The following is a 22863-nucleotide window of genomic DNA, read 5'->3' as shown; positions in this document are numbered from 1 at the left end:
CTTTTCAGCGACAAGGCCGGCGGCTAACCGCCGGTCTGTTTCGCAGTTCGGTCTGGGCCAAGAGGTCACTATGACAGCCATCATTCGGGCGCACGATCTTGCGAAGAGCTATGCGAACGGAAAGATCATTTTCTCCAGTATCGGCCTCACCATAGCATCGCGCGAACGGGTTGCCCTGATTGGCTCGAACGGTGCTGGAAAATCCACCCTGCTCAAATGTCTCATTGGTCTTCTACCGTCGAGCGGTGGCGAGGTCGTCACCCTCGGCGAGAGCTTCCGCTCGGCGCCGTCCGTCGCCCAGCTGCGGCGCATACGCAGGCAGATCGGATTTGTCTTCCAGCACCACGGACTGGTCAGCCGCCAATCGGTTCTTACAAACGTTTTGCAGGGCAAGCTCGGGCTGCCCGGCGGCTGGCGCGGCTGGCACCATTCCATCGCAAAGCAACACTGGCGCGAGGAAGCAATGCAGGCCCTCGCCGAAGTGCGGCTTCTCGGCAAGGCGGGCGCCCGCGCCGACGCGCTTTCTGGAGGGCAGGCGCAGCGGGTGGCGATTGCCCGTGCGTTGATCCGGCGTCCGAAGCTTTTGATAGCAGACGAACCGGCGGCAAGTCTCGACCCGGCGGCTGGACATGATGTGATGCGCGTCTTCTCCGAGCTGACCCAGGAACAGGCGATCACTTTGGTCTACACCACGCACGACATGGAGCATGCTCTCGACTACTCCGACCGCTTGATAGCGCTCAAGGCGGGCAAGGTCTTCTTCGACCGACGGACGGAGCAGGTGACCCGTGCTGATCTGAAAGACGTCTTCGATGCATGACCGCCTTTCGCCGAGCCGGATTCCATCGATCTCGCCCGTCACTTTCAGCTTTGCCGTCGCTTTGGCCGCTCTCGTGATCGTTTCCGCCGGGCAGGTCGCACCTTCGCCGGAACAACTGGCAGGCGGGGTGCCCCGAATGGTCCATCTCGTCGGCCGCATGATACCCCCAAATGTCGAGCCAGGGTTCCTCCTGAGGGTTTTCTGGCGCATGGTCGAAACGTTTCAGATAGCGCTCGTGGGGACAGCAATAGGTGTCGTCCTCAGCTTGCCGTTTGCCTGGCTCTCGGGCAAGGACATAACCCCGATCGGCCCGTTCCGGCATATCTCCAGGATGCTGGTCTCGTTGTTCAGGACTGTTCCAGATTTGGTCTGGGCACTACTTTTCGTGTCAGCCGTTGGTCTCGGGGCGGTTGCCGGCACCATGACCATCGTCGTCGATACGATCGGCTTTTGCGGGCGCTTCTTCGCCGAGGCGATGGAGGATGCCGACGAAAGACCTCAGGAAGCGCTGTTTGCAATCGGCGCCGGACGATTCTCTGTTCTGTGCGGGGCAGTACTGCCTGACGCCATGCCGTCCTTGATAAACACCACGCTCTTCGCGCTTGAAAAGGCAGTGCGCTCATCAGTTGTTCTCGGCCTCGTTGGAGCCGGTGGCATCGGCCAGGAGCTGAAGGTCGCGTTCGATCTTTTCCAATACAGGAATGCCTCGACCATCATTCTCGTGATCTTCGCCATCGTGGTGTTGATGGAGTTCGTGACGGATCGCCTGCGCTCGAAGGTCCAGTAATTGCAGGCTAGGCATGTGCGCCGCAAATCGACAGGACGCAGCGATGGCCGAAGACGACCTACGGCACGAAGATAAGGAACAGATAGGCGACAAATACGACGAGATGAACGAGCCCCGTCAGCATCGTTGTTCGGCCCGTCCCAAAGCTCACGATGCTGATGGCAAGCGCGAGGATGAGAAGCACTGTATCCCCCGGACCCAGACCAAGAGTCAGGCTTCGTCCGGTGAGCAGGCTCGCCGCACCGATCGCCGGGATTGTCAGGCCGATTGTGGCGCAGGCCGAGCCGAGGGCGACATTCAGCCCTCGCTGAAGTTCATTATTGAGTGCTGCCCGAACCGCCGATACCGCCTCCGGCATAAGCACAAGCGCAGCGACGAAGAAGCCCACGATGGCGTCCGCCTGGGTAATATGAAGAAACTCGAGCCCATTCTCGATGCTGCCGGCCACCTGCTCGGTCAGAAGAACGATCCCTGCCAGTCCGACAAATAAGAGGAGCACATTGGTGGTCACTCTCCCACCCTCAGATACATGCTTGTCATGTTCCGCGCTGGAGGTCAGGTCTTCGATAAAATCGCCCCGATGGCGCACCATCTGGGCAAAGACGAAGGCACCGTAGAGGAGGATTGAAAGAACGCTCACGAAAGCGAGCTGCGAGGCGGAGAACGTACCGGGGCTTGTTGCAAGCGTGTAGTTTGGAAGGATCAGCGTAAGAACTGTCAGCGCCATAATGACGGCAAGCGAGGCGTTGGTGCCCTGTCGTTTGATGTCCTGATATCGATGCTTCAGCCCACCTAGGGTGAGGCAGACCCCGACGACGCCAGCGCAAACGATCATGACCGTCGAAAACACAGATTCGCGTGCCAGCGTCGGGTTGTTCTCGCCGTGCAACATCATCGAAACGATGACCGATGCTTCGATGGCCGTCACCGAAAATGTCAACAGCAGCGTGCCATATGGTTCACCGAGCCGCAGTGCGACGGCTTCTGCATGATGCAAGACCACAAACACTGTCGCGAAGATGAAGATAGCGACGACGATCAACGCCAGGATTTTGATCGAGAGCGGCGAATGCTCGATCGACGCGGCGCCGAAATGAATGAGTGCGGCCAGGCCCAAGGAGCCGATTGGGAACAGATATTGGCCGATCGATCGTCGATGAGCAGCCAAGACAGAATTCCTTCATCGCCATCGACGTCGCAGATCGAGTGTTGGAGAAATTGACCGAAGCCCACTGTATCAGTCTACTTGCGGCTGCCGGCCCGTTCAATGGCCGCGTGGCAGATCGACCTGGCTTAACCAGCTTGCCGAACTCGATGCCGCATATGCGGATCACAATTAAGCCTTGAGTTTTTGCGCTTGGGGCAATAGCTAGGTGCTGCCAGGCCGGGCCCCTCTGGCAGTCCATCAGGACTGCGATGTCGGACTGGAATTCCAATCCGGGTGGCCTGGCTTTGAGTTTTCTTCAGCTGTAGCGGCATTTCTCTTGTCATACGCGGTGTCCGCGTTGCTCTACGGTTATACTCGCAAGCCGCGTCACCCCTAGCTGAACGCAAGGGTGCCGTATGACAGATTTTTTCAGTCCCGAAGCAATGACCGCTCTCATGCAGGTCATCATGATCGACCTGGTGCTGGCCGGCGACAATGCCATCGTTATCGGCCTTGCCGCGGCCGGACTACCCAAAGAGCAGCGCAGAAACGCAATCGTCGTTGGCATAATCGCAGCGGCCGTTCTGCGCATCGGCTTTGCGGCCGCGACGACCCAGCTCCTGCAGATCGTCGGGCTGCTGTTCGCCGGCGGTCTTTTGCTGTTGTGGGTCTGCTGGAAGATGTGGCGCGAACTCCGGCAAAACCATGCGCAGGAAGCACAGGCGATCGAAGCGCTTTCGGAAAGCGACGTCGACTACGATGGCGTCGTAGCTGGCAAGGCTCCGCGCAAGACCCTGGCCCAGGCAACCTGGCAGATCATCATCGCCGACGTCTCCATGTCACTCGACAATGTTCTGGCGGTAGCCGGTGCTGCGCGCGAACATCCGAACGTGCTGATCTTCGGCCTTGTCCTCTCCGTCGCGCTGATGGGCATCGCTGCAAACCTCATTGCCAATCTGCTTCAGAAGCACCGCTGGATCGCCTATGTCGGGCTGGTGGTCATCCTCTACGTAGCTGGCGACATGATCTATCGCGGTGCGCTTGAACTTCTGCCTCACGTTCCGGGCGCTTGAGACACAGAAAAAAGGGCCGGGACGACCTTCGTTCCGGCCGATTTCTGCTTATCGCTCCGCTACGATTTAGAGCGCACTCACCCGATCCGGCGGTGAAAAGAATCCTCGTGCTCAGATCCGTGTGAATCGCGGCTTGGCCCCACGCAAACGACCAAATCGGAAGGCATCCGACACGGCTGAGCGGATCATGAGCATCTCGCCTATGGTTTCGTGTGTCATGAGCCCGACCAGCCGGTCGGAACTGTCGACGACGGCTACAGCAGGCACATCTGCCTGCTGCATCAGCCGCAGGCTTTCCTCGAGACTTTTGCGGTAATGTATTTTCGGGATATCGTGCCGCATTGCGCTCGCGACCGGTGCGGCGGGTCCCTTTTCCTTCAATGTCCGGATCATGTCGTTGCGTGTCACCAATCCTTCAAGACGGCCTGCGGAGTCGACGACAGGGAATTCGTGCTGCGTGGTCGCGAGCAGCATCTCGATTGCCTGGTCGAGCGTCGCCGACCGTTCCAGCCGGGCGAACTCGGTGATCATCACATCCGCGACAAGGACGCTTGTGGCTACCTCCCGGATCTGTGCGTTTTGCGCTTCCGCTGCCGCGGCGAGATAGACGAAGATGCCGATGAAGATCAGTAGCGGATTGTAGAACAGCCCAACAAAACCGAAGACGAAGGCCAATCCTTGCCCGATCATGGCTGCGATCTGGGTTGCGCGCGACCACGACAGGCGGGCGGCGAGTGCGGCGCGCAGGATACGGCCGCCATCCATCGGGAAGGCTGGGATCATATTGAAGATGACCAGGAAGACATTGACCCCGGCAAGCCTGGCGAGAAAACTCATACGCGGATCCTCGATCCCGGCCATCTGTTCGACGCCCGCCGACCCGCCGAGCAGGACGAAGATCAGCGCGGCGATCGCGACATTGACCAGCGGCCCCGCGACCGCGATCACGAACTCCTGCCCCGGCTCTTCGGGCATGCGTTCGAGCCTGGCGACGCCGCCGATCGGGAAAAGCGTAATGTCCGGCGTGTTGATGCCGAAATACCGCGCAGCGGCGATGTGGCCGAACTCATGCAGGACCACGCAGCCAAAAACCGCAATGATGAAGGCAACGCCTTGCCAGGCCGCTGGCGTGCCGCCGATCTGATAGTGCGTCAGCCAGATCCAGACGAGCAGAAGCAGGAAGGTAAAGTGAACGCGCACGGTGGTGCCGGCGATCGTCCCGAGGTTCAGCGACCAACCCAAATCCGTCCACTCCGAGAGGCCCGACGTTCGCAAGAGGCCCCACCTTGGCAACAGGCCCCACCTTCGCAACAGGGTTTGGCAGGACGCTTGCAATCGTTCGAGAACATCAGGTGCTCAAGCTCATCGTGTGCGACTAAGGGCTGCCCGGCCGCGAGATGCCCGCCTCGGTGTCGCGCGGTCCCGTCGCAAGAACAGCTTATCACGACACGACATCCGGGTGAACGTCTCGGCGCGTGATCTGACGCGTCGGCGCCTGCAGGATGATTTCGCCCTGCCGCGCTTTTTTCGGCGCTGAAGGACACGGTGCTTCGGATCGTTGTCATGGATGCTCCTGAACCTTTGCCGAAAAACATCGCAAATGCAAAAGGCTCCGGCGGGGCGCCGGCGTTAGCCGACGCACCGCGAAACAAGTGATGTTGACCTTGCGCCGACATGTCGCGGCGTTAGTCAGTGAGCAGTCTGCGAATGCTCGCCGCCCGGCTTCGAGATGTCGCTTAAAGCTTCTCCCGCTTCTGCCGCTTCGCCATTCGTCGCGAGATCGCCAAGCGAGATGATGCCGACGAGCCTCTTGTCGCGGTTCAGAACCGGGAGCCGACGTATCTGCAGGTCGCCCATGTTTTCAAGCACATGCTCGACGTCTTCGTCATCGAAGCAATATTTGACCTCCGGGCTCATGACATCACGCACCTTCGTGTCAGGTCCCTTGCCCAATGCTACGCCGCGGATCGCGATATCTCGATCGGTGATCATCCCGACCAGCCGGTCGTGGTCGCCCACGGGCATCCCTCCGGCGTCAAGCCTGCCCATCATCTCAGCCACTTCGCGGATCGACTGTTCGGGGTTAGCGACCTGTACATTCCTCGTCATGCAGTTGCCGACCTTCATGGCAATCTCCCTTAACTTGCGAAGCCCCGCCGCCGGTTCCGGTGTCAATCTAGGAAACGAACTCTTCGGCGGTAACGTTCCCTTGAATCTGAATGCCCCGCGGGAGGTTTTTCATCTGTCGCCGGCTCCCCCGATGTCGCGGCTCCAATGAGCCTCACGCGGTTGGAACCCTGACGGGCGATACGACGTTCCAGGAGATCGGCAGCCAACGGAGAAGTCGAATGCAGCCCTTAGCCGTAAATTCCACCAGCCGTCCCGGCGCGCTGACGATTACCCCGTTCAATGGAACCGTGACGGTCAGGTTCTCCGACGCGATCATTGCCTCGACAGAGCGGGCAAAAGTGCTCCATGAAGAGGGGCAAGATCCGGTCTTCTATATCCCCTTCGAGGATATCTATTTCGACCTCCTGGAGAAGACCAACACCACAACCCACTCCCCGCTGAAGGGCACGGCCAGTTACTGGCGGGTCCACGCGGTCGGCGGAGCGGCCGACGACTTCATGTGGGCCTACGAGACGCCCGACACGCCGGTATTGGCCATCGCCCGCCATGGCGCCTTCGATCCCAGCAAGGCGCGGATCGATGCCGATCCTGCCGAGGACAAGCGACATACGCCTCACATCCCCGAATAGAGCCTCGCATGAAGGTCGCACATCGGCCGATCACGCCACAGGCGACAATCCTCTCGTCATCAGGAGAATTCTTCGTCGAGGATCCGCAGTCCGTCTTCATATTTCGATGTCGACGCGCCAATCTGCTGTGCTTGCCATAAATTGTCGGCAAGATCGGCGCGCTTGACCGGCAGCGCCAATGGGTTGGCTGCTGCTCTGCGCACGAAAGCGAGGTCGTCCTCGTGCGGCCTGCGTGTCATCGCATCGACTGCCGATACGATGGAGGTTCCGAAACCTGCCGCCTCGAGCCGCTCGCGATCCCAATCGTCGCTTTTCTCAACAACGTCATGGAGGTAGGCAACGGCCTTCTGGTCGAGCGTTTCGACGGCATCAACGACCCGGCGGCAATGCTCGATATAGGGCCGTCCGGTCTTGTCCGTCTGCCCCGCATGAGCTTGTTCGGCGATTTTTGCCGCGCGGTAAAGGAAGCTCACTGCCTCGATCCTTGCTGGCCTGTGTGATGCTGCAACCGGCCTTGTTCCGGTCCACAACATGCCTCACCGAATGCGCGACGATTGCCTGAAGTTCCACAGAATGGGCAAGGCTCCGGCGCCGAAAAATCTCCAGCGCCGCGAGGGCAGCCTTACAGCTTGCTGCCGCCCTGGTCGCGGGACGCTCCATCGACAATGCCGGAACTGGGCAGAATTCCAAAATCCTGCGACTTGGCACCTTGTGCCGCTGTCAAAAATCCGTCCGCGTGGAGACCGCGCCGCAGCAACTCCCTCACGGCCGCAGACCGGCTTGGCATGCGCCTTTCGAAGCGCCAGTTTTCCAAAGCAGCCAATTCCTCCGACGTTAGCATGATCTGCAGTCGTTCGGGTCTTTCCAGCTCGGCCATTTCTGCCCTCCAGCCGCTCAAAGTTAGTATTAGTCTAAGAAGTAGGAAAAGCCTCAGCGGTCGTCAAGACCGGTTGATTTGCCATTGGTGTGAACGACTGACAACTACGGCAAGGCGTCGATTATGCAGTCTTTGTCATATGCTAAATCATTGATTATGCGGGTAATTTTACTAATTCAGCTTGCTATTCGGATCGATAGGGCACATGCTAATCACGAGGGACAAACCGCTCCTGAAAAGGGGGTTTTCCATGCGCTTCGGTTACTCGGCCCATTTGTGTCACGACGTCAACCTCCGGGTTTGGGCAGCCGCCCGGGATAAGGGGATACTCAATGTCACTTCGGTGGCCGAGGCTGTGCGGCTGCGAAACCTCGCAGAAAACGTTGCGCTTGAAGACGTCGAATGCCTGGTGTTGCAAGCCGCCCAGTTCTACGGGGCGGCCATGGAATTCGACAGCCTGACCGTGTTTGAACCAGGTAACGTCGATCGGCACTCGCTTGGCTGCGATGCCCTGCCTGGAAGAGGCGACGTCGATGTTCTGGAGGACAGGGCTGTTTCGCCTTATTTTCGCCCGCCGGACCAAACGCAATAGGTCTGGCCGAAAACAGTCGGTCGCGGGGAAGGGCTCAGCTTCACGAGCGCGGCGAAATTCCTTCAATCGGCCGCGATTTCGGCTAGTGATGTCTGGACGAAATGCAGCGGCGCCTCGAGCGTCCAGGTGATGCCTCGGGCGTGGAACTCCAGCCGCCCGCTGCCGCTGAGAGCTTGCGGCGCCACTCGCTCAAGCACGACCAGTCCGAAACCGCGCGCCCTGACAGCGTCCAGGATTGGCCCGTCCAACTCACGCCAGACCAGTCGAAAAGTCTCAGCGCCGTCGCCCGCAGGGACCACGTGCCAATCGATCTCGACGCGTCCGCCGTTGCACGACAGCGCTCCATGTTTTGCCGAATTGGTGGCGAGTTCGTGAAAGGCTATGCCGAGATACTGGACGGCGTTCGGCTGCAGTACCACCAGTGGCCCGGCCATCGACACGCGGGACTGCGCTGCGAAGGCCTTGAGCTGTGCCTGGATGAGCTCGCCGACCGTCGCGCCGCGCCATTCGGCATTGACCAGGAGATCATGGGATTCCGAAAGCGCCATGATGCGCTCTCGAACTTGCCCGAGGAAAGCCTCAGGTGTGCTCGTCAGCTTGCTTGTCTCGCGGATCATCGAGATGATGACCGAATACTGGTTCTTCACCCGATGGTTGACCTCGCGCATGAGCAGTCGGATGCGCCGTTCGTTCTCCTTGTGGGAACTGATGTCGCGCGCGATCTTGGAGGCGCCGACGACCCGCCCGATCCCGTCGCGGATCGGTGAGACGGTGAGCGAGACCGAAACGAGCGTGCCGTCCTTGCGCAGGCGCATCGTCTCATAGGAGGGGACGCGTTCGCCGGCGCGGATGCGGCTGATGATCGAGACTTCCTCGTCGAGACGGTCAGGCGCAATGAGCATCGTCACCGGCCGGCCGATCGCCTCGGCAGGCGTGTAGCCGAACAGGCGTTCTGCAGCATCGTTCCAGCTGGTGATGATGCCATTCATGTCCTTCGAGACGATGGCGTCCATCGACGACTCGACAATGGCGGCAAGACGCATGCGGGCTTCATCGCCCAGCGTCTGCGTGCGCAGGTCGAGCAGCGTGTTGATGGCACCGACTACATTGCCCGCTTCGTCGCGAAGCAGGCGTGGGTGAGCCCTGAATGGGACCAGTTCGCCATCCGGCCGCTCCGCAATCGCCTGGTCCCAGGAGACATCCCGCCCTTCACGCAGCGCCACGGCCATCGGACACTCGCCATGCGCCATATCCCGACCGTCCAGATGACGAAGCTTCCACGAGCCGCACCATAGGTCCCGACCGATAACAGGACGATGGCCCCAGAGCTCAGCTGCGGCTTCGTTGAAGAAGGTGATGCGTCCCTGCCCGTCGACGGTGTAGATGGCGACCGGCAGTGCCTGCATCAGATCGGCAGTGGGAATGCCCGGAACTCCGAGGCCGACATCGGCTTGTTCAACGAAGTTCACTTATGGCGCCATTCTCGTGGATTTCTGAGCGGCTATAATGCCCTTGAGCGGTTTCGGTTCCGTCCGGACAATCACGTGCGGCCCCCTTTGCCAGCAGTCGCGGCGACATTCCTGGGCAAGGCATCAGGCCCACACAGGATCATCGCCAAATTGTCCGCCTAATCGTGTACTAAATGCGCCCGAGAAGGACCAGGATAATAACGATCAGCAGCACGAGACCGAGGCCACCGCCACCATAATAGCCGGTGCCGTAGAACGGTCCACCACCCAAACCGCTGAACCCGCCAAGCAAGATAAGGATCAAAATGATGATGAGTATGGTTCCGAGGCTCATGGTGGTTCTCCCATTCGTGCGCTGCCGCGCCATACAAGGGCACGTCCATGCGCCTGTTGATGACGGTATGAACTCCCAGAGGGGCTTCCTGTTCCACCGCAAGTAGCATCGCTGTCGCTCGTCTAGCGGGAAAAGCCGGTAGGCTGACGAGCAGCCCGCCGGCAGGGAGCCCGCGGGCGACAGGCTTTCTCAGCCTCGGACCGCCTGGAGGAACGGCGATCACAGCAAAAATGCCTGACGCAGTCGAAAGTTGCGGCGGTAGGCCAAAGAAGGCCACAGCCACTGGCGGTGCTCACAGTCGACGGCCGGATGATGCTTGGCACCTCCACGCCGCACGCTTCGCAGGGGACGTGAATACAATTCACCTTCCTTTGGTTGCCGGCCGGGTGCCACCGCCCTTCTTTTCGGGGTCATGAGTATGGTGGCTGTCGCGTTCGCCTCCGCCGCCTGAGATCTTGCTGCGGCTGCGCAGATCGGAATCGGCTGGCGGCTTTTCAATCACCAGCGGCTCCTTGGCGTTTTCGTGCGATGCGCCAGGACCGCCATGGCGAATACTGGCGCGGGTCTTCTTCGACGTAGACATGAAATCACCTAACGGTCCTGCTGGTGGCCTTGATGGGTCGTATTGACCTTCGTGTTGCCCTGCTGGCCCTGTTTGTCGGGATTTGGGGCGGAATGGCTGTGCTGCGTTTGGTCGACAGGAACCGACTTGTTATCGCCCGGACCCTTTGGGCTCTGGTTCTCTGCCGGAACGGGTGGTGGTTTTGTGCTCATGACCGTCTCCTTTCACTAGCCAAAACAAGCAGGCCCCCGGGAAGGTTCCTGATCCGAACCGGGCGAGGGGCAAACTCCTGACATTGTCAATTCCGGCCTTGTCGGCGCGTCGCAGCGCAATAATCTTCTGTTAGGGCGTGGGCACTTCCACCTGTTGAAAGGAGCCGACCATGAAACACCAAACACTCGACCAACTGCAGACAGTTGCGAAAGTTGAGCCCTCGGCGACATACCCGACCATGACTCGGGCGCAGCGGATCGAGCGTTGGGCAGAGCTTCTCGAACAAAATCCACGGCGTTGCCTCGGAGCCCTTTCAGGCACCGAATATCTCAGTCCTGAAGCTCGTGACGTAGCGCGTGGCGCGGGGTCGCCGATCACCGTTGCCTATGAGGATCCGGTGCTGCGCGCCATGGGTCTGAAAGATGATACCTACGGTGAGGCAAAGCGCTTCTTCGAGCTAAGTGACTGGCAGTTGCACAACATCGTCTGTCACTGTCACGTTGGTGCTACGATGCAAGCGCGATGGGCTGCCGCCAGAGTCCGCCGGACGATTACCGGGAACAGACTTCTGGCCTGGCTGAGGGCAAGGTTTGTGCATTGAGGCCAGCCCAGAACGGTGACGACAAGTCTTGATCGTTCTCGTTAGCGGCTGGCCGGCAAATGGCTGGTGGCATCGCCGGCGCCGCAGTGTTGATCGAGCCGACGCCTTGCATTCAGGGCGGCCGGACGAAGGCTCATGGCCGGGTCCCTTGTCGGGGGGGCAGGAAGCTCGATTCATGTGAACACGGCCCGCGCCCCTGATCCATGCCACCACCGATGCATCGTTGGCGGAATCTGGTCCCTGTGACATGCCCGCAATCGCGTCTCGGAACTTTTCTGGAGGCACATGGTTGGAATGTGCGGCTGAAAGAATCCGGGCCTGTGCCAAGAAGGTTCGCCATGAAGCTTCGCGAGTTGATGGACCAAGTGAAGGATCTGCCCCCGGATACCCTCGTCTGTGCCGCCGAGATTGACGAGGCCTTTGCGGCCAACATTGCCGGCATAGAAACGGTAGAAGGTGCCCGGATCGAAAGCCGGAAACCGGACGGCACCGAAGCTGTCGAACTCGCCAACGGGAACGACAGGGTTGTCGTAATCCGCTGGTGAACCGCTGGCTCATGCCGGAGCGGCTGCATGCTTGATCACTGAACGCTGGAGGCGTCGCAGGCCATGTTACCGGTATTGAATAAAAGACTTTGCGCCGGCCTGATCGCCGGAACTCTGATGCTCTCGGCCGGCGGCTTTGCTCCGCTCGCAGCTCAGGAAATCCCAAACGACTTCACGGCGATCGCGCGCGAGAAAATTCCAGCCGTGGTCGCAATAACGACCAAACAGATCATCCAGGACCAGGCGACGCTGGGCGACTTTCTTAGTCCTTTCGGCAGTCCCGGCCTCGGACTGGCGCAACCGCAGGTGCGAGAGGCCCTTGGTTCCGGCTTTGTGATCAGCCCCGAGGGGTACATCGTCACCAACAACCATGTCGTTGCCGATGCAAGCGAAATTCATGTCGTATTCTCCGACAAGGAGACGTTGCCTGCGCAGCTCGTCGGCCGCGATCCGGCAACCGACCTCGCGGTGCTGAAGATCGACCCGCGGTCCAACATGACAACGACCGCCTGGGGTGACTCCGATGCAGTACAACCTGGCGCATGGACGATCGCTATCGGCAGTCCGTTCGGGCTCGGTGGGACCGTTACCGTCGGCGTGCTTTCGGCCCGTTCGCGCGACATCAATGCCGGTCCTTACGACGATTTTCTCCAGACCGACGCCTCAATCAATCGCGGCAATTCCGGCGGCCCCCTGTTCAATGCGCGCGGCGAAGTGATCGGGGTCAATACGGCCATCGTATCTCCCACAGGTGGCAGCATAGGGATTGGCTTTGCGGTACCATCCCGCACCGCCCGGAACGTCGTCGACCAGTTGATCCGCACTGGCCGGATCGAGCGCGGTTTCATCGGGGTGCGTCTCCAGGAGATCACGCCGTCGATTGCCGAGGCGCTTGGAATACCCGGCAGCAAAGGAGCGCTGGTCGCCTCGGTCGAACCCGGCAGTCCGGCAGAGCAGGCAGACATACAGGCGGGAGACGTGATTACGCGCTTTAACGGCAAGGACATCCAGAGCGTCCATGATCTGACCCTCGCGGCTGCGAGCCAAAAGCCGGGAACGAAAACGACGCTGACACGGAACCGCGGGGGCAGCCAACAGGAAATAGCTCTGACCATCGGACAGCGCAACGATGAGGAGCAACAGACCAGCGCCGTTCCAAAGTCGGAAACGGCTGACGCGCGTCTTGGATTGTCGCTCAGCCCAATCCCGGATGAGGCGCGCCAGCAGCTCGGACTCCAGCCGGATACTACGGGCGTGTTCGTCCAGGAAGTGGCTCCAAACAGCCTCGCCGCCGAAAACGGCGTTCAGCCTGGCGATGTGATCGTCTCGGCCAACAACCGGGATGTGACACAGCCGTCGGACATCCAAGAGGAGTGGGCGAAATCCCGCCAGCTGAACAAGCCGATGTTGTTCCGCATCAGCAGGCAAGGGCAATCTCTTTTCGTTGCCGTGGCCACGTCCAAATCTTGACGGGCCAACTCTTGACGGGAACGCGTTAAGTTTGGCGAACGTAAACTTGGCCGAATAGATCACCCGCGTTCGCGAGAGGCGGCCTTTAGGGACGGGAACAACAGCCGACCAAGGCCGTTTCGTCCAATGAGTCATTCAACCTGTTGAAAGGAGGCTTCGATGAGCGCCACCGGACTCGAAGTATTCGACAAGACGCTGCAGACAACAAACATCTGGCTCGACGAGATCATGACCGAGATTGGACCGGATCGGCAGGTCGCATGGCATGTGCTTGGAGCGGTGCTCCACGCCCTGCGAGACCGCATGCAGCCGGATCTTGCCGCCCACCTGGGCTCGCAGCTGCCGATCCTCGTGCGCGGCGCCTACTACGACCAATATCAGCCCTCCAAGACTCCCGAGAAGTTGCGGTCGCTCGACGAGTTCCTGGCCAAAATCAAGGCGGAGCTGGAATTCACCCGACCGGTCGATTCCAAGGATGCATTCAGGGTCGTATCCCAGGTTCTCGCTCACCATGTGGGAGAGGGGCAGATGATCAAGGTTTGGGAATCCTTGCCAGCAGAAGTCAGGCGCGTCGCGGAAGCTCAGCAAGCGGCGTGAAATAGCGCCAGATATAGCTGGCTGTAGCGCTTGTTCTTGGGGAGATGGAAATGCCACTCACCCTTATCAGCCCGGCGTTCCCGGCGGCCGGGAAAATCCCTGAAAGGTATACCCGCGACGGCGAGAACGTCTCACCACCGCTAAAATGGTCCGGTGTTCCGAACGGTACCAAGAGCCTTGTTCTTGTCGTGCAGGACCCCGACGCGCCGAGCGGGATTTTCGGGCACTGGGCGGTGTTCAATATCCCGCCCGATGCGAGCGAACTCACCGAGGCGCAGGATGGCAAGCCAGGCCCGTCGGCACTCAGGCAAGGCACCAACGATTTCGGCAATGCCTATTACGACGGCCCGCAGCCGCCGGTGGGACATGGCGTCCATCATTATCATTTCCGGCTGGCCGCGCTCGACGTGCCGAGCCTCAGTGTGCCGGGACAGGCGGGCGTGCAGCTCGTCTGGAAGGAAGCCCAGAAGCATGCGCTGGAGCAGACCGAGTTGGTCGGAACCTACGCACGGTAACGCCGGCCCGTGCCGGTCGCCTCCGTTTATAGTGCGGCCGGAGCAAGCGGGTTTCTAGCCGGGCCGTGGATGACCGAACCGTCGGCGGCGAAAATCGAGCCATGGCAGGGACAATCCCAGGTGTTGTCCGCGTTGTTCCAGGTCACGGTGCAGCCCTTGTGGGTACATGTCGCCGAAACCGGGTGGAGCACCCCTTCAGCGTCTCGCCACGCCGCGATCTTTTCGTCGCCCCTGACGATCACACCGCCCATGCCCGGCACGATGTCGTCGAGGCTTGAGACAATCGATTGGCTGCGGCCATTCTTGTGAAAGTCCTCGGGATAAGGCCGCGCCGGATCATAGAGCTTTTGCAATGGGCTCGGCCGCGCGCAGATCAGATCCGCGATCATCATGCCTGCGGCCGTTCCATTGGTGATGCCCCAGGCGTTGAATCCTGTGGCGATATGAAACCCGGAGGCTTTGGCCGGATCGGGTTCGCCGGCATATGGAACCCTGTCGGCCGTATCATAGTCCTCATTGCACCAGCGCCACGCAACGTCCCCAACGGGAAGGCTCATTCTTGCCCATTGTTCCAGCTCGACAAACCGTTTCGCCACATCGCCGACCTGGCCAGTGTCGAACTTGGGGCCGAGTGCGACAAGCAGCGGGCCTTCGGCGTCGCGGCCGGTGCGGATGGAATGCGTCGGATCGTCGATGCCGATGAACATGCCGTCGACAGCAAGAGGGTCATCGATCCGAAACGCCATGGCAGTGTGGCAGCGCGGCTGGGTCCGGTTCGCCATGCCGACGGGGCTCTTCACTGTCATGTTGGTGGCGACGACCACATGCTCGGCGTGAACGGTGCCGCTGTCGGTAACGACGCGCCAGCGGCTTGCCTCGCCGATAGAGATCGCGCGGCTGTTTTCGAAAATCCGTCCGCCACGGGCCGTCACCGCTTGAGCCAGGCCAACCAGATACATCGCCGGATTGAACTGCGCCTGGTCGGAAAAACGCAGAGCGGCGGCCGTTTCGAAAGGCAGCGGCGCGCGCTCCAGAACATCGGCGTCCAGCCCAATCTGGCGCACGGCTTCTGCCTCGGCCACGATCTCCGCGCGCCGGCTTGCATCGCAGCTGTAGGTATAGGCATCCTTGTTCTCGAGATCGCAGGCGATGGCATAGTCGCGAACCCATTCCCGGATCTGCACGGCGCCGGCGGAATTCGCTTCGGCATAGGTCTGCGCCTGGTCCAGCCCAAAAGTGTCGATGAGATGGCGATAGATCAGCGCGTGCTGCGTCGTGATCTTGGCCGTCGAGCGGCCGGTCACCTGGCCGCCTGTCCGCAGGCCTTCGATGACGATCACCGACCGACCGGCCTCGCAAAGGCGAAGCGCCGTCGTGAGCCCGACGATCCCGGCGCCCACGACAACGGCATCGGCATGGATCGAGCCCTCGAGCGGGGGATAGTTCGTAGCGGTGGCTGCCGCCACCCAACAGCTTCCCGGTTTTCCCGAAAGAATGGCCATTTCACCGGCGTCCCATGCGTTCGATGCATCTCCATCGACAACCCGTGCCGGCGCGAAAAAGTTCCGAGATCTACGGTCTTCAATCGTGGTTTCTTTGGAACTTCAGCAGATGATCCGGGCAGTCGAACGCAGCAACGGACGTGAATTGGTATAGGCAGATGCCATTACTGTTAGGCCGGCGGCCGAAGACTGCGCCGTTACGGCCTGTGGCGAAGGTCACCTGTGCGCGCCCGGCAAAGCCTGAAGAATGGTTCGAGCCACCCGCATCCAGTATTTTGGCGATAAAACAATTCGTACCTTGTTTTTCCCCATTGCAATTGCCAACCATCGAAATGGATTGATTCGGAGCTTGTCTATGCGTGGACTGCAAGTGGCCCTGGCTGCGGTGATCTTGGGCATTTCAGTCAGTTCTGGACTCGCCGATGACAATTCTCCCTTTATCTATTTTGCGACCCAGGACCCTTTCGCAGACGGTTTGCCGACCAAGAATGATGTTTATGTCTTTGGTGGCGTCTTTGCGCACGGGGCCTTCGGGGACGCGATCAATGTTTTGGGTGCCGACTACACGGACAACTATATAATCGGAGCTGCATACGGTCGCGATTTCGTCGATATCGGCGCTGGCTTCGTTCTTGGTGGCGTCGCCGGCGCGGCCATAAGATTTGGCGAGGACGATGATACGACTGGCGAACTTTGGGCCGGAGCGCGACTGCGCCACCACGGCCTGGTCATTGGTGATTTGGCGATTGCGCCCGCACTGACTGCTGGATTCAGTGCCGTTACCGGCCCTACCGAGATCGAGCGCGAACGCGAAATCCTCCACGATGGCGATGCATCATTCCTCGGCTTCGTTGGTGCGGAGCTTTCGTTCAGAGTGAGGCAGGCCCCCAACGTCGAACTCGTCTACCAACTCCACCATAGATCCGGCGCCGATGGTACATTTGGAGATATGACAGAGGGTTCCAATGCGAACGCCCTTGGAATCCGTTATCGCTTCTAACGCTCGGTGCTGTAGACCTTTTTACAGGCGCCTACGCCCCCACCCAGTTGGCTCGTGCTGAGGACGGCGACACTCCCGTGAGAGTCGGCGCGATGAACCACTGAAAATCTCAAGGCGGTGTCGCCCTATAGCGCCGGGTCACCCTCAGGCTATATCCTTCAGCGTGTCCAGCGGCCCTTTCAATGCAGACCTGGGCTGGATCAACTCTGGCGCGATCAGGAAGGTCTGCGGTGCCGTCGGCGGTTCATCGATCAGCTCGAATGCCTTCGTGATCATCGCCTCAACATTCTGCCGCACCATGATTACGGGGAAGGGCAGGAAGGAGCCGAAGGGGTCATAGTCGTAGCAACCGACGACGAGTTCGCTGAACATTTCCGCCGGCCGGCCGGCCATGAAACGCAGCAGACCTTCCATATTGATCGACGAATTGATGAACAGCGCGCGCGGCAGCTTGCCACGGCATTGGTAAAACGCCTCGAAGGCACGCAAAGTTATATCAGGCGAATAGCCGGAGGACTGCACACCATCGTCAGGGTCGGCGCCCAGCAGCGCCTTCTTGGTCGCATGGAAAGCGGCGATGCGTTCGCGGCTGGCGTGGTCGTTGCGGCCGCCAAACAGAAACAGCTCGTCCGGCCGCAGAGGATCGTCGTTGGCGAAGTGGCGGATGATTGCCTCCGTCAGCATCCGCGCGCCCTGATAATTGTCGCTGATCACCGAATGCGCCTTCGCTCCCGGCAGGTCGATGTTGATATGCCTCAGCCCCGCCAGTTCGCAGACCTCGTGCACGCCATCGGGATCGGTGGCGCCGACGATGAAGAGCTGGTCGATTGAATAGGAGATCAGCGTCTCCGCGGTCCGCCGTTCCTCTTCGGGGTCGCGGCTGGCGCTAACCACCACCGGGCATTGGCCGCGCCTGCGCACATGCCCCTCAAACGTCTGCGCCATGGAGGAGAAGTAGCGATTGTCGTGGACGGGCAGCATCAGGCCGACCAGGCCCGATCGCGAGCGTCGCAAGCCTCGCGCTTGCAGATTGGTGGTGTATTGGTGGAGTTCGGCGAGACCGAGAATTGTTTGCGCCGTACTTTCCTTGATGCGGCGCTTGCGCCAAGTGCCGTTCAGGACGGCACTCACGGTCGACGGCGAACTGCCCGACAGCACGGACAGGTCATAGATCGTCGCCTTCTTCTTGACCCGCTGATCCATCTGGCGCCTCCGGCGCGTCTATTTAGAGCAATATCCCGCTTGACGAGAGCTTCTCGATGCACAATAGTTTCTGCACCATCGATTGTGCAAGCGAAAACCGGTGGATGATCGATGGGGGAAGTGCCCCGTCTCTTTCGGGGAGGTTTCTAACGGCCGCCGTCGTTCGACGGCTCGAGTGTGTTCCCACTAGGAACGTTATGGGAGGAGTACAGATGAAAAAGCTCTTGATCGCGGCGCTTGCCGCGACCCTTATGATTGGCGGATCATTCGCTGCGAGGGCACAGCAGGCCGGCAAGGTCGGCGTCGTCGTCAAGATCGGCGGCATTCCGTGGTTCAACGCAATGGAGGCGGGTATCAAGGAGCGCGGCGAGAAGCTCGGGATCGACGCATTCATGGTCGGCCCGACCAGCGCTGATCCAGCACTGCAAGTTCGCGCCATCGAGGATCTGATCGCGCAGGGCGTCAAGGTCATCGGCGTCGTGCCGAATGATGCGAAAGTGCTTGAACCGGTCCTGCAGAAGGCCAAGGACGCAGGCATCATCGTCATCACACATGAATCGCCTGGCCAGAAGGGCGCCGACTGGGATTTCGAACTCGCGTCCGCCACCGGCTTCGGCGAGGCTCACGCCAAGCTCCTGGCGGAGAAGATGGGCGGCAAGGGTGAGTATGCAGTGTTCGTCGGCTCGTTGACGGTGCCGCTGCACAATGCCTGGGCCGATGCGGCAATCGAGTATCTGAAGAAGAATAATCCCGACATGAAACTCGTCGGCGAACGTTATGGCGTCGCCGAGGATGTAGACAAGAGCCGCAGCACTGCGCTTGACCTGATTTCCGCAAATCCCGGCCTGAAGGGCTTCCTCGCCTTCGGCAGCCAAGGCCCGATCGGCGCTGGCCGCGCAATCGAAGAGCGCCGGAAGGTGGGCGAAATTTTCGTGCTCGGACCATTCTCGCCAGGCCAAGGCCGGAAGCTCATCAAAAGCGACGCGATCTCCGGCGGCTTCATGTGGAATCCGAAGCAGGCGGGCGAGGTTTTCGTCACGCTGGCCGACCATCTCATGAAGGGCAAAGAGATCAAGGATGGCGATACGATCGAAGGGCTTGGGACAGTTAAGCCCGACTTCGAAAACCGTAACATCATCGTCGATCAACTCGTCCCCATCAACAAGGATACTGTCGACGATCTCGCGGCGATGGGCCTGTAAAGCCTCCCAAGGCTAATGGCAGTCGGGCCCGGCCTCGAACCGGCCCGGCTGCAGGATTGCAAACGCGATTGGATCCAGGTTTCGACTCGATGGCTGATCAGGCACTCGATGGCGCCGCACCACGGCCGCTGCTGTCGCTCCGCAACGTCAACATGACGTTCGGCGGCGTGAAGGCGCTGAAGAATGTCAGCTTTGAGGTGTTGCCGGGCGAGGTGCATTGTCTTGCCGGCGAGAACGGCTCCGGCAAGAGCACGCTGATCAAGATCATTACAGGCGTGTACAAGCCCGAGGCGGGCGCCGAAATCGATTATGATGGCCAGAGCTACTCTCATATGTCGCCGGTTACGGCGCAGGCCAGCGGAATTCAGGTCATCTGGCAGGACCTCGCCCTGTTTCCCGAGATGACTGTCGCCGAGAATATCGCGTTCCAGACCCTCATCGGCCGCTGGCCGCGGCTGGTGAACTATGCCGAGATGCGTCGTGTCGCGATCAACGCCTTGCAACGTCTTGGTGTTACCTTCGATGTCGATCTAGCACTCCACCACTTTCCCATCGCACAGCGGCAGATCGTAGCAATCGCCCGCGCCCTCGTCGGTGAGGCCAACCTCGTCTTCATGGACGAGCCGACGGCGTCGCTCACCCAATCCGAAACCGACTATCTGCTGGACGTTGTGCGCAATCTGTCGGCGTCGGGCGTCGCCGTTGTGTTCGTCAGTCATCGCCTGGCGGAGGTTCTTGAAATCTCCACCCGCGTCACCGTGCTGCGCGACGGCGCCCTGGTTGGCGTCTATCCAACCAAAGGCCTGACCCAGTCGCGCATCACCGAGTTGATGACGGGCAAGACCTTCGACTATTCCGTCCTGCATCGGGATTTGAGCAGGAGCCCGGTCATGCTTGAGGTCAAGGGACTGTCGCGGCCCGGCGAATTCGACGACGTGTCCTTGACAGTCCGGCGCGGCGAGACGCTCGGCATCACCGGGTTGCTCGGGGCAGGGCGCACCGAATTGGCGCTGACATTGTTTGGCATGCGCAAGCCGAAATCGGGCTCTGTCGCCCTGGATGGCAAACCCGTTCGCTTCGGTTCCAACCGTGACGCGATCGCCGCCGGCGTCGCCTATCTTTCGGAAGACCGGCTGTCGCTCGGTCTCATTCAGCCCCAGGCAATCGCCGACAACATGGTCATCGCCTCGCTGGACAAGATCCTTACAGGCGGTTTCATTTCGAGCGATCGCAAGCGATCTCTGGTCAATCGCTGGATAAGGGACCTCGGGGTCAGGATCGGAAAGCAGGACGACGCGATCTCGACCCTGTCAGGGGGAAATCAGCAACGTGTCGCCATTGCAAAATGGCTGGCGACCGACCCGAAGCTGCTTATCCTCGACGCACCGACGGTCGGCGTCGATGTCGGCGCGCGCGCCGGCATTTTCGACATCGTTTCCAAGCTGGCGGACAGCGGCCTGGCCATTATCCTGATCTCGGACGAGGTGCCTGAAGTCTATTTCAACGCGGACCGTGTGCTGCACATGGCTCAGGGGCGCATTGTCGGCGAATTTACGCCGGGCGCTACGACCCTCCAGGCGATCGAGGAGGCGGTCTATGCGTAGGTTTGTCCGCTCCCACGCAACGGAACTGGCTTTGCTCGCCGTTATCGCAGTCATCTGCGTCTTCCTTTCGTTCGCGACAGACCGGTTCTTCACCCTCGGCAACGCGTTTGACCTTCTGAACACCAGCTCGGTCAACATCATCTTCGCCGTCGGCCTGCTGGTCGTGCTGATCGCCGGCGGCATTGACATTTCCTTCGCGGTTGCTGCCTCCGTTGTGCAATATCTGACCGCGACCGTCCTCGGCTGGATCGGCGGCGGGAATTGGATTGTCGGCTTCATCATCGCTGGCGCATTGGGCGTCGCGTTGGGCTGCATCAACGCCTTCCTGATCCACGGGTTCAGGATCATCTCGATCGTCGCCACGATTTCGACTTTCAACATTTTCTTCGGCTTGCTGATGTTTTTCACAGGCGGCGTGTCGATCTACAACCTGCCGGACTGGCTCACCACCCGCGTCGTGCTGTTCGAGCGAGAGATGGCTGACGGGACCTGGGCGGAGATCACCCTGCCTGTGCTCATTATGGCCATATGCGTGTTCGCTACCTGGGCGTTGATCACGCGCACCACCACTGGCCGCCAACTCTACGCATTTGGCGACAACCCGGAGGGCGCGCGCCGCTTCGGCATCAATATCGGTGCCATGCAATTTATCGCCTTCGGCTGGCTTGGCCTGATGGCGGGTATCGCCGGTCTCGTCCAGGCGCATTACGCGCAGGAGGTTGTGCCGAATGCCCTTTATGGGCGCGAACTCGACGTCCTGGCAGCGGTGGTCCTTGGCGGTGCGCGGCTCGGCGGCGGCAAGGGCAGCGTGCTCGGCTGCATTCTGGGCGTTCTGTTGGTCTCGATTACCCAGAACGGACTTAATTTGATGGGCGTGTCGCCTTTCGCGTTCAAGATGATCGTCGGCGCCATCATTCTTGCCGCAATCACGCTTTCGAATACCAGCATCGAACGCCTGCTGCCGTTCCTGAAAAGCCGACGGGTGCCTTCATGACGGTTTTGATTGAACGCGTCCGCAACGCGCTCGGCCCCGAACTTACAGGTCCGTTTGCCGCGTTCGTAGCTGTCATGATCGTGTTCGGTTTTGCCGCGCCGAACTTTCTTTCCCGCGCTACCTTTGGATCCGTCGCCTTCCAACTGCCGGAACTCGGCCTCCTCACACTCGCCATGCTGCTGCCGATCCTGACCGGCGGCCTGAACCTGGCCATCACCTTCACGGCCAACATGGCCGGCTTGACGCTGGCTTGGGTACTGCAAAGCCAGGGAGGTGTCGAAGCGGGCGTCGGCGCCTTTGTGCTTGGCTCGGTCCTTGCCATCTCGGTCGGCGCACTGAGCGGGCTGATCATGGGGCTCGTCATCGCCTACACCAAGGCTCACCCGATCCTGGTCTCGCTGTCGATGATGATCTTCCTGCGCGGTCTCGGCGAATTCCTGACGCGCGGCGGCGACGTGTCCGGCATTCCCGGCTTCCTGGCGCCGATCGGCTACGGTTCGATTTTTGGCATCCCGGTGCCGTTGCTCATCTTCATCGCTTGCGTGCTGATCTGGCACGTCTTGCTGACGCGCATGAAGCTAGGCTTCAACACCTACATGATAGGCTCCAATATCGAGGCCACGCGCTATTCCGGTATCAATACGCGCAAGGTGCAGGTTCTCGTCTACACGTTGTCCGGTGCGATGTGCGCGGTCGCCGGCATCATCATGCTGGCGCGCTTCAATTCGGTGCGTGTCGGCCACGGCGAGTCTTACCTGCTGATCACCGTGCTTGCCTGCTTCCTTGGCGGGGTCAATCCGTTCGGCGGCTTCGGTCGGGTGATCCCGGTCTTCGTTGCGCTCGTCGTGCTCCAGCTTCTGTCCTCGGGACTCAATCTGATGGGCGCAAGCCAGCATCTTGCGACGGCAGTCTGGGGCATCCTGATGATCACGGTGATGATCCTGCGCTGGCTTGCCGGGCGCCTCAAATTCCTGAACACAAACAGAGGGTGAGTTAG

The 22863-nt window shown here is 60.4% G+C and carries 26 protein-coding genes; 15 read left to right on the top strand and 11 right to left on the bottom strand.

What is annotated here, in order from left to right; translation table 11 throughout:
- The first annotated feature begins 70 nt into the window (after positions 1-70).
- Together AC0L15_RS02940 and phnE are read left to right on the top strand one after the other, a co-directional pair.
- Complete coding sequence (locus tag AC0L15_RS02940) at positions 71-820, top strand: phosphonate ABC transporter ATP-binding protein (RefSeq protein WP_287244679.1); 750 nt, start codon at positions 71-73, stop codon at positions 818-820.
- On the top strand, positions 813-1607 hold the full coding sequence (phnE, locus tag AC0L15_RS02935) for a phosphonate ABC transporter, permease protein PhnE (RefSeq protein WP_287244676.1): 795 nt from the start codon (positions 813-815) through the stop codon (positions 1605-1607). Before AC0L15_RS02940 ends, phnE begins: the two co-directional genes overlap by 8 nt.
- A 58-nt stretch (positions 1608-1665) precedes the next feature.
- Here phnE and AC0L15_RS02930 read toward each other — a convergent pair whose 3' ends face one another.
- The gene (locus tag AC0L15_RS02930; RefSeq protein ID WP_236378594.1) at positions 1666-2775 is read right to left on the bottom strand and encodes a calcium:cation antiporter; all 1110 of its coding nucleotides are present in this window, start codon (positions 2773-2775) and stop codon (positions 1666-1668) included.
- A gap of 395 nt (positions 2776-3170) precedes the next feature.
- Here AC0L15_RS02930 and AC0L15_RS02925 point away from each other — a divergent pair, with 395 nt between their 5' ends.
- On the top strand, positions 3171-3827 hold the full coding sequence (locus AC0L15_RS02925; protein ID WP_128167821.1) for a TerC family protein: 657 nt from the start codon (positions 3171-3173) through the stop codon (positions 3825-3827).
- Between the two features lie 111 nt (positions 3828-3938).
- Here the strand turns inward: AC0L15_RS02925 and AC0L15_RS02920 are convergent, their stop codons facing one another.
- Both AC0L15_RS02920 and AC0L15_RS02915 read right to left on the bottom strand, forming a co-directional pair.
- Positions 3939-5069, bottom strand: coding sequence for a site-2 protease family protein (locus tag AC0L15_RS02920; protein WP_287244674.1), 1131 nt, complete (start codon positions 5067-5069; stop codon positions 3939-3941).
- A gap of 447 nt (positions 5070-5516) precedes the next feature.
- Positions 5517-5954 carry a CBS domain-containing protein gene (locus tag AC0L15_RS02915; protein WP_287244672.1) on the bottom strand — a complete coding sequence of 146 codons (438 nt, stop codon included), beginning with the start codon at positions 5952-5954 and terminating at the stop codon, positions 5517-5519.
- A 221-nt stretch (positions 5955-6175) separates the two neighbouring features.
- Between AC0L15_RS02915 and AC0L15_RS02910 the strand changes: the two genes are divergently transcribed.
- The gene (locus AC0L15_RS02910) at positions 6176-6586 is read left to right on the top strand and encodes a DUF427 domain-containing protein (RefSeq protein WP_287244671.1); all 411 of its coding nucleotides are present in this window, start codon (positions 6176-6178) and stop codon (positions 6584-6586) included.
- A 59-nt stretch (positions 6587-6645) separates the two neighbouring features.
- Here AC0L15_RS02910 and AC0L15_RS02905 read toward each other — a convergent pair whose 3' ends face one another.
- Together AC0L15_RS02905 and AC0L15_RS02900 are read right to left on the bottom strand one after the other, a co-directional pair.
- Entirely contained in the window at positions 6646-7059 is a 414-nt protein-coding gene (locus AC0L15_RS02905) for an HD domain-containing protein (protein WP_287244669.1), read from the bottom strand.
- A 149-nt stretch (positions 7060-7208) separates the two neighbouring features.
- On the bottom strand, positions 7209-7463 hold the full coding sequence (locus AC0L15_RS02900) for a hypothetical protein (protein WP_023799556.1): 255 nt from the start codon (positions 7461-7463) through the stop codon (positions 7209-7211).
- 250 nt (positions 7464-7713) lie between these two features.
- Here AC0L15_RS02900 and AC0L15_RS02895 point away from each other — a divergent pair, with 250 nt between their 5' ends.
- Complete coding sequence (locus tag AC0L15_RS02895; protein WP_287244668.1) at positions 7714-8055, top strand: hypothetical protein; 342 nt, start codon at positions 7714-7716, stop codon at positions 8053-8055.
- Between the two features lie 62 nt (positions 8056-8117).
- On the opposite strand, the gene AC0L15_RS02890 is transcribed toward AC0L15_RS02895, so the two are convergent.
- The 4 genes from AC0L15_RS02890 to AC0L15_RS02875 all read right to left on the bottom strand — a co-directional run bounded on the left by AC0L15_RS02890 (position 8118) and on the right by AC0L15_RS02875 (position 10632).
- Positions 8118-9524, bottom strand: coding sequence for a PAS domain S-box protein (locus tag AC0L15_RS02890; RefSeq protein WP_287244666.1), 1407 nt, complete (start codon positions 9522-9524; stop codon positions 8118-8120).
- 169 nt (positions 9525-9693) lie between these two features.
- Entirely contained in the window at positions 9694-9858 is a 165-nt protein-coding gene (locus AC0L15_RS02885) for a DUF3309 family protein (protein WP_023799553.1), read from the bottom strand.
- Between the two features lie 361 nt (positions 9859-10219).
- Positions 10220-10441 (bottom strand): hypothetical protein, encoded by a 222-nt coding sequence (locus AC0L15_RS02880; RefSeq protein ID WP_287244664.1) that lies wholly within the window; start codon positions 10439-10441, stop codon positions 10220-10222.
- Positions 10442-10449: 8 nt separating this feature from the next.
- On the bottom strand, positions 10450-10632 hold the full coding sequence (locus tag AC0L15_RS02875) for a hypothetical protein (protein WP_084646754.1): 183 nt from the start codon (positions 10630-10632) through the stop codon (positions 10450-10452).
- A gap of 170 nt (positions 10633-10802) precedes the next feature.
- Here AC0L15_RS02875 and AC0L15_RS02870 point away from each other — a divergent pair, with 170 nt between their 5' ends.
- The 5 genes from AC0L15_RS02870 (at position 10803) to AC0L15_RS02850 (ending at position 14361) form a co-directional block, all read left to right on the top strand.
- The gene (locus AC0L15_RS02870; RefSeq protein ID WP_023799551.1) at positions 10803-11234 is read left to right on the top strand and encodes a hypothetical protein; all 432 of its coding nucleotides are present in this window, start codon (positions 10803-10805) and stop codon (positions 11232-11234) included.
- A gap of 338 nt (positions 11235-11572) precedes the next feature.
- Positions 11573-11779 carry a hypothetical protein gene (locus tag AC0L15_RS02865; protein ID WP_023799550.1) on the top strand — a complete coding sequence of 69 codons (207 nt, stop codon included), beginning with the start codon at positions 11573-11575 and terminating at the stop codon, positions 11777-11779.
- Positions 11780-11896: 117 nt separating this feature from the next.
- Positions 11897-13249: a Do family serine endopeptidase gene (locus AC0L15_RS02860; RefSeq protein ID WP_473495884.1), complete on the top strand. Its 1353-nt coding sequence runs from the start codon at positions 11897-11899 to the stop codon at positions 13247-13249.
- A 159-nt stretch (positions 13250-13408) separates the two neighbouring features.
- On the top strand, positions 13409-13846 hold the full coding sequence (locus AC0L15_RS02855; RefSeq protein WP_287288073.1) for a DUF2267 domain-containing protein: 438 nt from the start codon (positions 13409-13411) through the stop codon (positions 13844-13846).
- Between the two features lie 50 nt (positions 13847-13896).
- Entirely contained in the window at positions 13897-14361 is a 465-nt protein-coding gene (locus tag AC0L15_RS02850; RefSeq protein ID WP_287227103.1) for a YbhB/YbcL family Raf kinase inhibitor-like protein, read from the top strand.
- A gap of 26 nt (positions 14362-14387) precedes the next feature.
- On the opposite strand, the gene AC0L15_RS02845 is transcribed toward AC0L15_RS02850, so the two are convergent.
- Positions 14388-15863: an FAD-dependent oxidoreductase gene (locus tag AC0L15_RS02845; protein ID WP_473495883.1), complete on the bottom strand. Its 1476-nt coding sequence runs from the start codon at positions 15861-15863 to the stop codon at positions 14388-14390.
- 247 nt (positions 15864-16110) lie between these two features.
- Between AC0L15_RS02845 and AC0L15_RS02840 the strand changes: the two genes are divergently transcribed.
- On the top strand, positions 16111-16863 hold the full coding sequence (locus tag AC0L15_RS02840) for a hypothetical protein (RefSeq protein ID WP_287244651.1): 753 nt from the start codon (positions 16111-16113) through the stop codon (positions 16861-16863).
- Between the two features lie 144 nt (positions 16864-17007).
- Here AC0L15_RS02840 and AC0L15_RS02835 read toward each other — a convergent pair whose 3' ends face one another.
- Entirely contained in the window at positions 17008-18066 is a 1059-nt protein-coding gene (locus AC0L15_RS02835; RefSeq protein WP_287244649.1) for a LacI family DNA-binding transcriptional regulator, read from the bottom strand.
- A 212-nt stretch (positions 18067-18278) separates the two neighbouring features.
- Between AC0L15_RS02835 and AC0L15_RS02830 the strand changes: the two genes are divergently transcribed.
- The 4 genes from AC0L15_RS02830 (at position 18279) to AC0L15_RS02815 (ending at position 22858) form a co-directional block, all read left to right on the top strand.
- Positions 18279-19268 (top strand): substrate-binding domain-containing protein, encoded by a 990-nt coding sequence (locus AC0L15_RS02830; RefSeq protein WP_473495882.1) that lies wholly within the window; start codon positions 18279-18281, stop codon positions 19266-19268.
- An 89-nt stretch (positions 19269-19357) separates the two neighbouring features.
- A complete protein-coding gene (locus AC0L15_RS02825; RefSeq protein WP_473495881.1) occupies positions 19358-20872 on the top strand; it encodes a sugar ABC transporter ATP-binding protein in 1515 nt (504 codons plus the stop codon).
- Positions 20865-21866 (top strand): ABC transporter permease, encoded by a 1002-nt coding sequence (locus AC0L15_RS02820; RefSeq protein WP_023799539.1) that lies wholly within the window; start codon positions 20865-20867, stop codon positions 21864-21866. The genes AC0L15_RS02825 and AC0L15_RS02820 overlap by 8 nt, the downstream gene beginning before the upstream one ends.
- Complete coding sequence (locus AC0L15_RS02815) at positions 21863-22858, top strand: ABC transporter permease (protein ID WP_473495880.1); 996 nt, start codon at positions 21863-21865, stop codon at positions 22856-22858. The genes AC0L15_RS02820 and AC0L15_RS02815 overlap by 4 nt, the downstream gene beginning before the upstream one ends.
- The last annotated feature ends 5 nt before the right edge of the window (positions 22859-22863 follow it).

Source organism: Mesorhizobium sp. WSM4846 (genome assembly GCF_055811415.1).
The sequence above is the reverse complement of the archived record's forward strand: the minus strand, read 5'-3'. Positions and strand labels throughout refer to the sequence as shown.